Raw genomic sequence first — 14,415 nt, 5'->3', positions numbered from 1 at the left:
GTGAAAATTCAAGGTGTCCAGAACCCCGACTTCTCAAAGAAGTCGGGGTTCTATTTCATCACGAATGATTTAGGACTGCTATATAATAAGACTTTGCATTAACGCAGAACTTCCGAAATCTTAAAATTGAATGACCAGGTTTATACATGATAAATTCGCCAAAGACTATCTAGAAGAATTACTGAAAGATTACGGAGAAGTCAAGGCATCCGAAAAAGTATCAGGAGAGATTAAAGAAATAGATGTTTTATTCACTCCTGCCAAAGAGCAAAACTCTAATATACAAATACTGGGAATGCTTGGAAGATTTGCTGAACAGCCTGCGATTATAGAACCATACCGCAATCCAGCTTCTACCGATGAAATCTGCGACTGTATTCTAAAGTTATTAGAAATAAAGGCTCTCCTGCGACGAGAAGCTAAAGCCAACAAAACCAAACTTTAGGATTTAGAAATTCCCAAATTGTGGGTTCTTACACCAACCATATCTGAAACTAGATTGTCTAGCTTCGGAACTATGCAAAAAGCAGGTTAGTTATCAGGAGTGCATTTTCTGCCAGGTGCCTTGCGGACAGCAATTGTAGCAATACACCAACTACCCCAAACACCAGAGACATTATGGTTGAGGCTTTTAGGTAGGGGAAGCGTGCAGTCACAAGCAATTATCGAGTTGCAAGCGTTACCATTAGATCATCCATACCAAAAAGCAACTCTCGAATTAGTTTACAACTTGCGCGAAAACTTGAGAGTAAATTAAGAATTAGAAGCAGATGATAGGGAGTTAATTATGCGATTAGAACCACTTTATCAAAGAGACAGAGAACAAGCTATACAGGAAGGAAATAAACAAGGAGAACAACGTTTAGTTCTACGCTTACTAAATCGCCGTGTTGGTGACATTGATACCTCATTAATCGAGGGAATTCAAGGCTTATCGCTCGAAAAATTAGAGAATTTAGGAGAAGCATTATTAGACTTCTCTAGCGTTGCTGATTTAGAAACTTGGTTAAACCAACAATCAATCTAATTCATTATTACTATATCTGGCGACTTGAAGCACTGGCTTGGCTATACAAACAAAACCCACCAACCTGGGTTAAAAATCCTTGATTTTTTCTTAGTCCACGGAGGTAGACTAAGTTTAGTGTAGTAGCAAATTCAATTCGCCTAATACTTTTAAAACTATACCTTCAGTATAAAAAAACCTTGCTAATAACCGATTACCAGTAAGGCTTTCACTAATAAAAGTAAGCTAAACTTTTATAGCCGAGTATTGCCTAAAAATATTTCATAATTGAAGGGAGAAAATCCCAATGGAGAAGATAAAAATGCTAGAACAATATCGTAAACACGTTGCCCAAAGAGCAGCACTCGGTATTCCTCCTTTACCATTGGATGCAAAGCAAACTTCAGAATTATGTGAATTACTGAAAAATCCGCCCAAGGGTCAAGAGGATATATTATTGCATTTATTGAGCGATCGCGTTTCTCCTGGTGTCGATCCAGCAGCTTATGTCAAAGCTGGATTTCTCACTGCGATCGCTAAGGAGGAAATCACCAGTCCCTTGATTGCGCCCATCGAAGCGGTGCAATTGCTAGGGACAATGATAGGTGGTTACAACGTGCAATCTTTAATTGATTTACTGCAATTGCCTACCGTATCTCTCTCCGACTCATCCGAAACACCTCTGGTAATGGGTGGACAAGGAAAGGAACCCATCGCTGCCTATGCCGCCAATGCCTTAAGCAAAATCCTTTTGGTGTATGATGCCTTCCACGATGTTTTAGAGTTATCTAAAACCAATCCTTTCGCCAAACGGGTGATTGACTCTTGGGCGGAAGCTGAATGGTTTACCCTTCGCCCCACAGTCCCAGAAGCGATTACTGTCACTGTTTTTAAAGTTCCTGGCGAAACCAACACCGACGACTTATCCCCTGCCCAAAGTGCCACAACTCGCCCAGATATTCCCTTACACGCCTTAGTAATGTTAGAGTCACGGCAACCGGGAAGTTTGGCAACCATTGCCGAGTTGAAGGAAAAAGGACATCCTGTAGCTTACGTCGGGGATGTAGTTGGTACTGGTTCCTCGCGGAAATCTGCCATTAACTCCGTATTGTGGCATACAGGAAATAATATACCTTTTGTGCCAAACAAACGCGCTGGGGGTTATGTTTTAGGTGGTGCGATCGCACCAATTTTCTTTAACACAGCAGAAGATGCCGGTGCTTTGCCTATTCAGTGCGATGTCACCAAACTAGAAACCGGCATGGTAATTACCATCCATCCCTACAAAGGCGAAATCACCAACGAAGCAGGGGAAGTCATTTCCACCTTTGCCCTTAAACCCGACACCATCCTCGATGAAGTCCGCGCAGGTGGACGTATCCCCCTACTTATCGGACGTACCCTCACCGATAAAACCCGTCTTGCACTCGGTTTAGAACCCAGCACCGTTTTCACCCGTCCCCAGCAAGCCTTGGATACAGGTAAAGGCTACACCTTGGCACAGAAAATGGTCGGTAAAGCTTGCGGATTACCTGGTGTGCGCCCTGGCACATCTTGCGAACCCATCATTACTACCGTAGGTTCCCAGGATACCACAGGCCCCATGACCCGCGATGAATTAACAGAACTCGCCTGTCTTGGTTTCAGTGCAGACTTAGTTATCCAAAGTTTTTGCCATACAGCCGCTTATCCCAAACCAGTAGACATCAAAACCCATCACGAACTCCCCGATTTCTTTGCCTCTCGTGGCGGTGTTGCTCTGCGTCCCGGTGATGGTATAATCCACTCTTGGTTAAACCGCATGCTACTACCCGACACCGTGGGAACTGGCGGCGACTCTCACACCCGCTTCCCCTTGGGTATTTCCTTCCCCGCCGGTTCGGGATTAGTGGCCTTTGCAGCCGCTTTGGGTGTCATACCTTTAGATATGCCAGAGTCAGTATTAGTAAGATTTAAAGGAGAATTGCAACCAGGTGTAACTCTGCGGGATGTTGTAAATGCCATTCCCTACGTTGCAATTCAAAAAGGTTTGCTGACAGCAGAGAAGCAGAATAAGAAAAATGTTTTCTCCGGGCGAATTCTGGAAATAGAAGGTTTGCCAGATTTAAAAGTTGAACAAGCCTTTGAACTCACTGATGCTAGTGCAGAACGTTCTTGTGCCGGATGTACAATTAAGCTCAGTGTAGAGACAATTTCGGAATATCTGCGTTCTAACGTCGCCTTACTGAAAAATATGATAGCGCGGGGCTATCACGATCCGCGTACCATGTTGCGGCGTGTGGCAAAAATGGAAGAATGGTTAGCAAATCCCGTGTTATTAGAAGGCGATGCTGATGCCGAGTATGCCGAAATAATTGAAATTGATTTGAACGAAATCAAAGAACCAATTGTTGCTGCTCCCAATGACCCCGATAATGTTAAGTTATTATCGGAGGTTGCTAACGATCCAGTGCAAGAAGTATTTGTCGGTTCTTGTATGACGAATATCGGTCATTATCGGGCAACAGCGAAAGTTTTGGAAGGTGCAGGTGAAGTGAAAACTCGCTTGTGGATTGCACCACCAACGCGCATGGATGAACACCAATTAAAAGAAGAAGGTGTATACAGCGTTTTTGGGGCTGCGGGTGCGCGTACAGAAATGCCAGGATGCAGTTTGTGTATGGGTAATCAGGCGCGAGTTGCTGATGGCACAACAGTGTTTTCTACCTCTACCCGCAACTTCAATAATCGCATGGGTAAAGATGCGCGAGTATATCTTGGTTCAGCAGAATTAGCCGCAGTTTGTGCGCTGCTGGGACGGCTGCCGACAGTGCAGGAATATTTGGATATTGTGGCGAGTAGAATTGAGCCTTTTGCAGATGATTTGTATCGGTATTTGAACTTTGATCAAATTGTCGATTTTGAGGATGAAGGGCGCGTGATTGCGTTGGAAGATATGCCGAGGCTTGAGGATATTTTGGGTATGCCAGCTAGTAGTTTGCGTTAATCAGTAAAGTAGGGTGGGCAATGCCCACCCTAAAAAAATAATCATTTTTGAAAAAGCTGATTGATAGCTAGTAACTCAGGGCCTTGTACAGATTTAGTAGACGAGTGTTGTCTTGTAAAAGCTGTGTTACCAACGAATGATACTGCTCTTTGGGGAGGAACCGTAATTCTAATCACTGACAACCCTTTATATAATATTGTGTCAAACTTTGCTAGTACCTGTGCTTTCAGTGGTTCAGTAAGAGCAGAGTTTTGAATAGCATTGCTTAATATTCTTACATACTGCTCTGTATCTTTAGCTTTGTTGTATAAATTTACTTCTCTGTCAATTCCGACGACATATCTGCCATTAATTTCAAGAGGTTGTATTTTGTCTAATTTTTCGATTTTATCTGCATCTTCTTTCGAGTCAGTTACCCCAATATGAATATATCCATCTGTGGCTGAACATAAATTTGCAATTCCACAAATTGTCTCAATAATTTTGTCTAGTAAATCTTTATTGAACTCTCTGCTAGGGGACAAATCAAGAAAGCCTTGCTTAAATTCATACCTGGTTGTTTCTATACGAGAACGACGTAAAGAGTTTTCAAAATCTAGTGCTAACTCAACTCCGTGTCCAAGTACTGGTGGTTCTCTTTTAGCAAAAAAATCTTGAATCAGTCCCTTTGTTTGGTTAATATTATTTTTTCTGTCTTCTGTTTTTGTGTAGCGATGACTTAAATCTAGCCTTTGTTGAAGATTTTTTAAAGCATTAATGACAGATGAAGGCTCTGTTGGAGAAAACCCTTGATGAATTATTAAATCAAAAAAAGCCATAAAAATAGTATAAAAGGCAGTTGGTATAGGATTAGTACTCTTAGGGTTAACTATTTTCAGCAAACATTTTGATTCTGAACTATAAGATTCTATAGTTTCCCTAAGTATAGAAAATGTTTTTATTATTTCTTCTTCAAGTCTTTTAGGCAGATAAGCTATCAAAGCATTTTCAAGTTTTTGAGCATAGGAACTATTTGGATCATAAAGATCATCAAAACGTTCAGTACTGCGTGATAGTGGCTCATTTAACAAAATAGATGCAACAATATCAGCAATCATCTGCTCATCTTCACTTTCTCGTAACTGTATTACAGTTAAAGCACCTTGTTTACACCATATTGTGTCATCAGCTTGAATTTTATAGCCTTGATTAGATTGTTTTGAATCAATACTAATTTCTGGCATTTCAGGAAGACGTAATATTTTATCAGAATCGTCTCCGCGTAGCTTCATTGCAATTGTTCTTACCACTTCTGCAAACAAAGTAGTTACCCCTGCTTGCCTTCTTTCTTGACGACTTAAATGTTTACCACTGGAATTAATTCGACCAAAAATTTCTGTAATATCTTCCTCTTCCATTGCAGTATAAACTGTTACTGCTAATAGATAATCCACAATATCAGCACATTTGTTTTTGGCAAGAATTTTAGCACTCTTGTCTTGTATTTTTGAAAAAGTACCATCTTCTGCTAATTGCCTAGCATAGGAAAACTCATTAATATCAAAATATTCATTTTCAAAGGTAAATGTATTTTCAATAAAACTAAAAATTGCATTTAGTCTTTGCATTCCATCTATAATTTCATACTTGCCACTGCCGTGTATTTGGGGTCGTTCTGCTAGCAAAATAAGAGGTATTGGATATTTCAGTAAAATGCTTCCAATTAATTTTTCTTTTTCTGATACTGTCCAAACAAGCTTTCGTTGATACTTACGATTTACTAACAAATTACCTGAGCGATAGAGCCGGTAGGCCTCATTAACGGTCATTGGGCGAGGTGCTGTACTCATAAATTATTATTTTAAGTAACTTTAATAACAAATTATACTCTAGTAATTTAAAAATATAGGTTATATTTACGACATATCGCACCCTCGCACCGTCGCACACAGACCTAACCCCCCAACCCCCTTCCCTACGAGGGAAGGTGGAGAAATCCGGCTCCCCGCTTCGGAGAGGGGCTGGGGGAGAAGTCAATCTATGCGATCGCTATAGACTGTTAAATATAAGTCTCCTATTTCTACGGAAGAACTTCACGATTTTTTTATATTAGAATAAAAAAAATAGGAGTTATTAAAATGCTTGAACTTCACAAAAGCTATGTTATCGATGACAATCAACGACCTATTGCCGTACAAATTCCTATCGCTGAATTTGAAAAGATTGAAGAAATTCTTGAGGATTATGGTTTAGCAAAACTCATAGAGGAAGTAGAAGAAGAAAAACCATTATCAAAAGATGAAGCACTACAATATTATCAATCACTAAAAGAAGAAAATGTGGCAAGTTGAATATACCAAAAGATTCTTGAAAGAACTTGCTGCTTTACCAGTTGAGATTCAAAGCCGCATAGAACCTATCGTGTTTCAAGAAATTGAATCAGAGAATCCGTTTGAATTAGGATATCTTGAAAAGCTGAAAGGGTATAGCGATAAATATAAAATTCGAGTTGGTGATTATCGTATTGGCATTACTCTTGATCAAGCAACAAAAACATTAATCTGCCAACGAGTCGCTCACCGCAAAGACATCTACAGAATTTTTCCTTGAAGCACATACTGTAATATAATTATATTCTGTGACAGCGATCGCCTAACGTGAAAATCAGCGATCGCTACCTTGTTGACGGAAATATTATGCTTCTGGTGACAAAGTGGTTTTGATTTTGAACCTTGAGTTTACCGCAAATCCAAGGTAATGCTTGAATACAGGCGCGGCAAATCTATGATGAAAAAGGTTTAACCCAACGGAGTTTAATAGCAAGATCAAGAGCGATCGCTGCAAACGCAAACCATAATAAACTTTCTGCCGCTAATACCAAAAAAGGCCAAATTATGCTGTGAAAATTCCACCCAAGCTCTATCTGAGTTAATCCTCGCACCAAGCCAAAGGCTAGAACACCACCGGCTTTAAGTTGGGGATTTTTATCTGAGCGGATAATATAGCGGTAAGTGACACCAAATAGTAAGCCAATAAAAGTTGCAACAACACCACTCACCCACAAGCGCCAGTTAATATCACTGTGCAGACTTGCGAGGATCTGAAAATACTTTGCTAGTACAAGAGTATTCAAGAGACTGACAAGCAGAAAAGCAAAACACACAGATAAACCTCCAACTATTCCAGCCTTGAGGGATTCTATACGTTCTGCCATTAATTGAGGATCTAAAGTTGGATTCACTCTTTATAGAAATTAGATATTAGGGAAATTTCTCCTGATATCTAGTATCATAAATGCTAAAGCAGCTTTGTAATTAATTCAATGTTGCTATTGGATGGGAATTTTGATGATAAACTCAGTTCCTAGACCTGGTTGAGAATTTACATCTAATACACCTTTGTGTTTTTCTACAACTATTTCATAAGCAATCGACAAGCCAAGTCCAGTGCCTTTACCAACTATTTTTGTAGTAAATAACGGCTCAAATAAGCGTTTTTTCAACCGTTCAGGAATACCAATTCCATTGTCAGCAATCCGAATTACAACCAATTTTTCCGAATCTATTTCTGTTGCAATTTTAATCTGAGGATTTAGATTACTCATTTTGCCTTCCATTAGGGCTTCATCAAGGGCATCAATTGCATTTGCCAGAATGTTCATAAATACTTGATTCATCTGGCCGAGATAGCAATTTACCTCTGGTAATACTCCATAATTTTTAATAACTTCAATACCGGGACGATCGCCATTAGCCTTAAGACGGTGTTGCAAAATCATTAGTGTACTATCTAATCCTTGGTGCAAATCGGCAGGTATTTTGGCATCACTATCCGAGCGAGAGAAATTGCGGAGTGAATTAGAAAGATTTTGAATTCGTTCGCTTCCTAGCTGGAGTGAGTTCAAAATTTTTACCATATCTTCGAGAACGAAGTTTAAATCCAACTTCTCAATAGCAGTGGTAATTTTGGCTGTTGGGTTTGGATACTCTTGTTCATACAGTAAAAGCAACTCGGTTACTCCTGCAATGTATTCTTTCAATGGTGGAATATTGCTAGAAATAAAATTGATGGGATTGTTGATTTCATGGCCAATACCAGCAATTAATTCTCCCAGCGTTGATAGTTTTTCTTGCTGTACCAGTTGGACTTGTGCTTGTTGCAAAGCTTTGGTGCGATCGCTAACTTGTTGTTCTAAAGATTCAGTCAATTTTTTGAGTTGCAAATGAACGCGCACTCTAGCAATGACTTCCTCTTGGGCAAAGGGTTTCGGGATATAGTCTACTGCACCAAGGGAAAATCCCTTGGTTTTGCTTTCCGTATCCGCTAAGGCAGTGGTGAAAATAATCGGAATGTTTTGGGTGACAGGATTGGCTTTGAGGCGACGACAAGTTTCAAAGCCGTCAATACCTGGCATTTGGACATCCAGCAAAATCAACTCTGGTTGATTGCGTTCAGCCTGAGCGATCGCAGTTTCTCCATCGACTGCAACACGGAAACGAAAACCCTCGCTATTAAGCGCCGCACACAAGACAGATAAATTTGTCGGATTATCATCCACAATTAAAATAAATTCGTTATTTTTGGGTTTGATCATGATGAATTGGAAATTGAAATTTAACTTAAATTAATTGATGGATTCTTCAATAAACGTTTCCAAACGTTTGAGTTGGAAATTACTAGCAAGTTGGATGACTTGGTGGGAAAAAATGTTTAGTTTATCATTAGATGCAGAAAGTTTTTCAGCCAGTTCTAAAATATTCTGAATATCGCCATCTTGTGCTAGTTCGAGTAACTCTTGCAAAACCTCTTTGCCAGGATAAATCAGCTGATTTTGTTGATTAAAACCATCTGGAGAGGTTTTTTTCATAGCGTCTACATTAGCATCAAAAATCCACTCCAGTTGCAAAAACTGTCGTAGCATTTCTAGCAGATTTTCAGCTTCTACAGGCTTTGGTAAAAATGCATCTGCACCGACATCAATACTTTTGTGTTGATCGACTGCAAATACACTTGCTGACGAAGCGATGATTGGAATTTCTTTAAATGCCCCAGACTGACGCAAACGATGAATGAATTCAAATCCATCCAATATAGGCATCACCAAATCAGTGATAATCATGTCTGGTTCGTGGGCTAGAGACTGTGCCCATGCTTCTTGACCATTATTAGCTTCTACAACAGTAAATCCAACCGGCTCTAGTAAATTTACAATTACCGATCGGTTTTCCCATTTATCATCCGCAATCAAAATGGTGCGCCTTTTTCCTTGATAAGCAATAATAGTTCCCTGCTCAACTACTCTAGAAACTTTTGCCCAGTCTTTAGATTCTGACAATTTTGCTTCAAACCAGAAAGTGCTACCTTTGCCAAATTCACTTTGTACCTGAATTTGACCGCCCATCAACAAAACAATTTTTTGGCTGATTGCTAATCCTAAACCTGTACCTTCAGATTGTCGTTTCTGACTCCCTACTTGCTCAAAGGGTTGGAAGATTTTCTCAGCTTGTTCGGGGCTTATACCTGTGCCAGTATCTATTACCTCAAAGCGAATCTTGTAGTTAGTTTTTCCATTAGTATTTGATTCTTGCTCAACTACCTGAGCTTTGAAGGTGACACTGCCTTGATTAGTAAATTTCATGGCATTACTAAGCAAGTTAATTAATACTTGCCGCAAGCGTTTTTCATCAGCATGAATACCACTTGGTAAATTAGGATCGAGTTCGACGTTAAATTCGATGACTTTTTGTTCTGCTCGGATGCGGCAAATTTCAGTCACGCTATCTATAAAGGCAGGTAAGTAGAAATCAACAGGATACAATTCCAACTTTCGGGCTTCTATCTTGGAGAGATCCAGAACATCATTAATTAAGGTTAAAAGATGAGAACCACATTGATAAATAACACCGAGTCCTTTGCGTCCTTTTTCGCTCAAAGATTCTGTGCGTTGGATAATTTGTGTATAGCCCAGGATGCCGTTAAGAGGTGTGCGTAGTTCATGACTCATATTAGCGAGAAATTCACTCTTGGCCTGGTTGGAATTTTGAGCTACTTCCTCCGCAAGGCGTAGTTCTTTCTCAATACGCTTGCGCTCAACAATTTCAGTTGAAAGGACTTGATTAATAGCTTCTAACTGCGCTGGACTGGGTAGTGTCAAAGCTTGAGGCATGAGGTAAAGTAACGCAAATGCCGTGTATATGGAAATAATGGCAGTTATAGCTTTTAAACCACCTGCAATCCAGTAGTCTGGATGCCAAAGCGTCCAAATATCTATTAAGTGTCCAGTACCGCAGGCAATAATAAAAGCACCAAATAACAAAAAGACTCCATTGAAAGGAACGTCTTTGCGCTTGGAAATAAAGTAAATCAGTAGGAAGGGAATAGAATAATAGGCCAGAGCGATCGTGGCATCAGAAATAATATGGAGCCAAACTAATCCAGTTTGCCAGAGATAACAATGTCCGTGGGGAATAAAACCGTTGGATTGGAAAGGATCGTTGAAAAATGTCGGCATGATACTAGGGGTTGTTGGATTTGAAATATATACCCGTAACCCTAGTATTCCCAAACCATCAAGAGGGAAAGCGCGATCGCTGTTATTTTACATTTAGTCTTTATTAATTAGGACTTACGCAAAAGGACACGCTGTAGGGGCAATTTATGAATTGCCCCTACCATAGAATTAGGGTTTTAGATATTGTTTGCGTAAGTCCTATTAATGCTTGAAGTACCAGCTTACCAAGAGAAGATGGTGACTCCTTTGGGATCGCATACCAAAGTTACAATGTAATTTATAAAAAAAATCTCAGCTTGCCCAATCCCTGTATGATAAATACTAGAAACCTTTTGTAATTATTTGAAAAGCGGGACTATGGAGATTTTGACACTAGGTTGGGTAGCGCTGTTAGTTGTGTTCACTTGGTCAATTGCAATGGTAGTTTGGGGACGTAACGGACTGTAGAGGTATTGTGGAAAGTCCATTTTTGAGTATTTTAACAATAGTTGCCATAGTGCTGCTCGTAGTAGTCACCGGTGGTATTGGTTATTTGACTGTGGCAGATTGGCGCGATCGCCGTCGCCGAGATGAAGACAAACGCACCAGCCGCAGCGCCACTCCCAAGCGGCGATAATTTTCTGGTGGTTGAAAAATCTTCTTGTAGGGACATGATAATATCGCGTCCCTACATTGTTTTTTAGCATTATAAGAAAATAATTGTTACCTTTGCGATCGCAACGGGAATCATGAGATAGAAGAATTTCAATATTTAAAATCCCACTGGGAATGGAAAACTCCTTTACTAATCAACCCATAGAACCAAATTCAGAACAACAAGAATCTCCTTCACGTCAGAATGAGCAACAGAAAGCCTTATCTGGAGTTATTGCCCGCATCCGCGAGTCTCTAGACATAGAAACCATCTTCAAAATTACAGTCACTGAAGTCCGTCAACTTCTGAAAACCGATCGGGTTGGCGTGTTTCGCTTGTATCCTGATTTGGAATGGGAAGGGGAATTTATCTATGAAGATGTGGCAACAGAATGGAATTCGGCACTAGCAGCTAAATTGCGCGACCATTGCTTTAGTGAAGAATTTGCGGGACTATATCAGCAAGGTCGAATTAGAGCAATAGCTGATATTCATCAAGTTAACGCCAGTGATTGCTACATCCAGATTCTGGAAAGGTTTCAGGTACGTGCCAATATAACTGTCCCCTTAATAAAAGGTAAAGATTTATGGGGATTGTTGTGTATTCATCAGTGTAGTAGTCCTCGCCAATGGAAAGCATCAGAAATTGAGTTTGTGCAATTAATCGCCGAACATCTAGGAGTTGCTTTACAGCAAGCAGATTACCTAGAACAGGTAAAACTACAATCAGCACAACTAGCACAAGCAAAAGCTAGAGAAAAGGCAGCCCAATGGCAGAAAATTATCGCCATCACCATTGAGAAAATTCGTCAGTCTCTAGACTTAGAAAGTATTTTCCACACAACCACCCGAGAACTTAGGCAGCTGCTAAATGCCGATCGCGTGGCCATTTATCGCTTCAATCCCGATTGGAGTGGTGAATTCGTGTTTGAATCAGTGGCAGAGGGTTGGATTTCCCTCATTGATGAACAATTCCAACGGCCGGAATTGAGTGAAAACATCAGTGAATGTAGTGCCAAAGATTTAGCTAAACCCCCAGTAGCTGACACCTACTTACAAGATACCGAAGGGGGTAGCTTTAGTGATTGTGAAGTATACCGCATTTGCAATGATATTTACAATTCCGGCTTTAGCGACTGCTACATTAAAATTTTAGAAATTTATCAAGCAAGAGCCTATGTAATCATTGCCATTTACCACGGTCAAAAACTCTGGGGATTGCTAGCAGTCTACCAGAACAGTGGAACCCGTGATTGGCAAAAAGACGAGGTTTACTTGCTTACCCAAGTGGGAACGCAATTAGGTGTGGCTTTGCAGCAAGCAGAATTTATCCAACAAATGCAAATCCAAGCAGCAGAAATTAGTAAAGCTGCGGAAAGGCAAAGGGCGTTAGCAAACACCGTAGAAAAAATTCGTCAGTCTCTTGATATTGAAGCCATCTTTAAAACCACAACTCAAGAAGTCCGGCGGCTGTTAGAAGTGGAACGAGTCGCAATTTACCGCTTCTATCCTGACTGGAGTGGCGAATTTGTTGCTGATTCTATTGTTGATGGTTGGACACCAATGGTTAAGCCCCAGCCAGTGACAGAAGGCGTTTTTGTCCAAGGAAAGCAAGCGGGTAAGTATCCACGGAATGAAGCTTTTGTACCAATTTCTCAGGGCGAAAAGTTGTGGGGATTGCTAGTAGCTTATCAAAACTCCCAACCCCGTTATTGGCAAGATGAGGAAATCAACTTATTGGCCCAAGTTGGCGTTCAATTGGGGGTAGCATTACAGCAAGCTGAGTCATTGAAACAGGTGCAGGTACAGTCCCAAAAATTGGCTAAAGCCGCCGAACGAGAACGGAAAGCAGCCCAAAGGGAAAAGGCATTAGCCGCAACGGTGGAGAAAATTCGCCAGTCTCTTGATATTGACACTATTTTTGCTACTAGTACAGAAGAAGTCCGGCGGTTATTGGAAGTCGATAGAGTCACAATCTATCGATTCCGGGCTGATGGGAGTGGCGAATTTGTTGCTGAGTCTTTAGCCCAAGATTGGATACCAGTAAGGGACATTTTACCTGCGATGTCTACAACAGGCTACGCCTACGCAAGTAACTACTTGCAAGAACCCGAAAACGGAGATTTTGCTAATGGTAAAAGTATTGTCATTAAGGATATTTACAGCACCGATGATTCTATTCCTTATATTGTCATGCTTGAGCTAATGGAGGCTAGGGCATATATGATTGTGCCGATTTTTCAGGGTGATAAACTTTGGGGATTACTAGCAGCTTATCAAAATATCAAACCCCGTGATTGGCAAGAAGATGAGGTAGATTTGCTGATGCAGATTGGTACTCAGTTAGGGGTAGGACTACAGCAAGCGGAATTACTTGCACAAACTCAACGTCAAAAAGAAGAAATTACCCAGACTCTTAAAGAATTACAACATACTCAGAGCCAGTTAATTCAGAGTGAAAAAATGGCAGGTTTAGGGCAATTAGTTGCTGGTATAGCACATGAAATTAACAACCCCATTAGTTTTATTTATGGCAACATCACTTATGTTAATGAACATACCGAAAATTTATTTAAATTACTACGCCTCTATCAGAAACAGTATCCTAAGACAACAGAGGAAATTAAAAAGCAAGTAGCAGCACTGGATTTAGATTTCATTAGTGATGACTTACCCAAAATTCTTACTTCAATGCAGATGGGGGCAGAACGGATCTCTCAATTAATCTTGTCGTTACGTAGTTTTTCTCGACTTGACGAAACAGGAATGAAGTCCGTTGACCTTCATGAAGGCATCGATAGTACCTTATTGATTTTACAACATCGACTGCAACCACAGACTAATTCTTTGGCTATTGAGATAGTTAGACAATATGGTGAATTGCCTTTAGTAGTATGCTATGCAGCCCAGATGAATCAGGTATTTATGAATATTCTCAACAATGGGATCGATGCACTAGAAAACTCAGTAACTAATGGAAAAATAATTGACAATCCTAAAATTTGGATTCGGACACAAGTCATTGAAGAAAAGAACATTCTAATTTGCATCGCTGATAATGGTTGCGGGATTTCAGAGACGATGCGATCGCGCATTTTTGAACCTTTCTTTACCACCAAACAACCCGGACAAGGTACTGGTTTAGGATTATCTATCAGCTACCAAATTATTGTTGAAAAACACGGTGGTAATATCAAGTGTGTTTCTGAACCGGGTAACGGCTGTGAGTTCTGGATAGAAATCCCGATAAAACCGATAGTTAACTAAGAAAAAATCAGGCGATGTTTTCTGAAACAGTAG

The 14,415-nt window shown here is 40.3% G+C and carries 10 protein-coding genes and 1 pseudogene; 7 read left to right on the top strand and 4 right to left on the bottom strand.

All coding sequences use genetic code 11. From position 1 onward, the window contains the following. Nucleotides 1-130 precede the first annotated feature (130 nt). Both V7K98_RS19985 and acnB read left to right on the top strand, forming a co-directional pair. Nucleotides 131-1,027, top strand: a pseudogene (locus V7K98_RS19985) (DUF4351 domain-containing protein). Between the two features lie 301 nt (nt 1,028-1,328). Next, a complete protein-coding gene (acnB, locus tag V7K98_RS19980) occupies nt 1,329-3,992 on the top strand; it encodes a bifunctional aconitate hydratase 2/2-methylisocitrate dehydratase (RefSeq protein ID WP_335024979.1) in 2,664 nt (887 codons plus the stop codon). Between the two features lie 41 nt (nt 3,993-4,033). On the opposite strand, the gene V7K98_RS19975 is transcribed toward acnB, so the two are convergent. Then, complete coding sequence (locus tag V7K98_RS19975) at nt 4,034-5,821, bottom strand: GmrSD restriction endonuclease domain-containing protein (protein WP_335024893.1); 1,788 nt, start codon at nt 5,819-5,821, stop codon at nt 4,034-4,036. A 288-nt stretch (nt 5,822-6,109) separates the two neighbouring features. Here V7K98_RS19975 and V7K98_RS19970 point away from each other — a divergent pair, with 288 nt between their 5' ends. After that, a complete protein-coding gene (locus V7K98_RS19970; RefSeq protein WP_335024891.1) occupies nt 6,110-6,322 on the top strand; it encodes a hypothetical protein in 213 nt (70 codons plus the stop codon). Further along, on the top strand, nt 6,309-6,581 hold the full coding sequence (locus V7K98_RS19965) for a type II toxin-antitoxin system RelE family toxin (protein WP_335024889.1): 273 nt from the start codon (nt 6,309-6,311) through the stop codon (nt 6,579-6,581). The genes V7K98_RS19970 and V7K98_RS19965 overlap by 14 nt, the downstream gene beginning before the upstream one ends. A gap of 172 nt (nt 6,582-6,753) precedes the next feature. Here V7K98_RS19965 and V7K98_RS19960 read toward each other — a convergent pair whose 3' ends face one another. From V7K98_RS19960 to V7K98_RS19950, 3 genes are all read right to left on the bottom strand, one after another. Beyond that, a complete protein-coding gene (locus V7K98_RS19960) occupies nt 6,754-7,185 on the bottom strand; it encodes a hypothetical protein (RefSeq protein WP_335024977.1) in 432 nt (143 codons plus the stop codon). 114 nt (nt 7,186-7,299) lie between these two features. Then, entirely contained in the window at nt 7,300-8,565 is a 1,266-nt protein-coding gene (locus V7K98_RS19955; RefSeq protein ID WP_335024887.1) for a hybrid sensor histidine kinase/response regulator, read from the bottom strand. Nucleotides 8,566-8,595: 30 nt separating this feature from the next. After that, nucleotides 8,596-10,482 (bottom strand): ATP-binding protein, encoded by a 1,887-nt coding sequence (locus V7K98_RS19950; protein ID WP_335024885.1) that lies wholly within the window; start codon nt 10,480-10,482, stop codon nt 8,596-8,598. Nucleotides 10,483-10,839: 357 nt separating this feature from the next. Between V7K98_RS19950 and petN the strand changes: the two genes are divergently transcribed. The 3 genes from petN to V7K98_RS19935 all read left to right on the top strand — a co-directional run bounded on the left by petN (nt 10,840) and on the right by V7K98_RS19935 (nt 14,382). Beyond that, nucleotides 10,840-10,929, top strand: coding sequence for a cytochrome b6-f complex subunit PetN (gene petN, locus V7K98_RS19945; RefSeq protein WP_017322509.1), 90 nt, complete (start codon nt 10,840-10,842; stop codon nt 10,927-10,929). A gap of 22 nt (nt 10,930-10,951) precedes the next feature. Continuing rightward, nucleotides 10,952-11,098 (top strand): hypothetical protein, encoded by a 147-nt coding sequence (locus V7K98_RS19940; protein WP_322734397.1) that lies wholly within the window; start codon nt 10,952-10,954, stop codon nt 11,096-11,098. A gap of 152 nt (nt 11,099-11,250) precedes the next feature. Further along, on the top strand, nt 11,251-14,382 hold the full coding sequence (locus tag V7K98_RS19935; RefSeq protein ID WP_335024883.1) for a GAF domain-containing protein: 3,132 nt from the start codon (nt 11,251-11,253) through the stop codon (nt 14,380-14,382). Nucleotides 14,383-14,415: the final 33 nt, after the last annotated feature.

This window comes from Nostoc sp., from assembly GCF_036917435.1.
Classification (GTDB): domain Bacteria; phylum Cyanobacteriota; class Cyanobacteriia; order Cyanobacteriales; family Nostocaceae; genus Nostoc.
Note: the sequence above shows the minus strand (reverse complement) of the source record. Positions and strands in the feature narration are given on the sequence as shown.

What these genes read in the sequence shown, in the direction of transcription:
- petN (WP_017322509.1), top strand. Translation starts at nt 10,840, where the DNA reads ATGGAGATTTTGACACTAGGTTGGGTAGCGCTGTTAGTTGTGTTCACT.
- V7K98_RS19960 (WP_335024977.1), bottom strand. Translation starts at nt 7,185, where the DNA reads ATGGCAGAACGTATAGAATCCCTCAAGGCTGGAATAGTTGGAGGTTTA.
- V7K98_RS19970 (WP_335024891.1), top strand. Translation starts at nt 6,110, where the DNA reads ATGCTTGAACTTCACAAAAGCTATGTTATCGATGACAATCAACGACCT.
- V7K98_RS19955 (WP_335024887.1), bottom strand. Translation starts at nt 8,565, where the DNA reads ATGATCAAACCCAAAAATAACGAATTTATTTTAATTGTGGATGATAAT.
- V7K98_RS19975 (WP_335024893.1), bottom strand. Translation starts at nt 5,821, where the DNA reads ATGAGTACAGCACCTCGCCCAATGACCGTTAATGAGGCCTACCGGCTC.
- V7K98_RS19950 (WP_335024885.1), bottom strand. Translation starts at nt 10,482, where the DNA reads ATGCCGACATTTTTCAACGATCCTTTCCAATCCAACGGTTTTATTCCC.
- V7K98_RS19935 (WP_335024883.1), top strand. Translation starts at nt 11,251, where the DNA reads ATGGAAAACTCCTTTACTAATCAACCCATAGAACCAAATTCAGAACAA.
- V7K98_RS19965 (WP_335024889.1), top strand. Translation starts at nt 6,309, where the DNA reads ATGTGGCAAGTTGAATATACCAAAAGATTCTTGAAAGAACTTGCTGCT.
- acnB (WP_335024979.1), top strand. Translation starts at nt 1,329, where the DNA reads ATGCTAGAACAATATCGTAAACACGTTGCCCAAAGAGCAGCACTCGGT.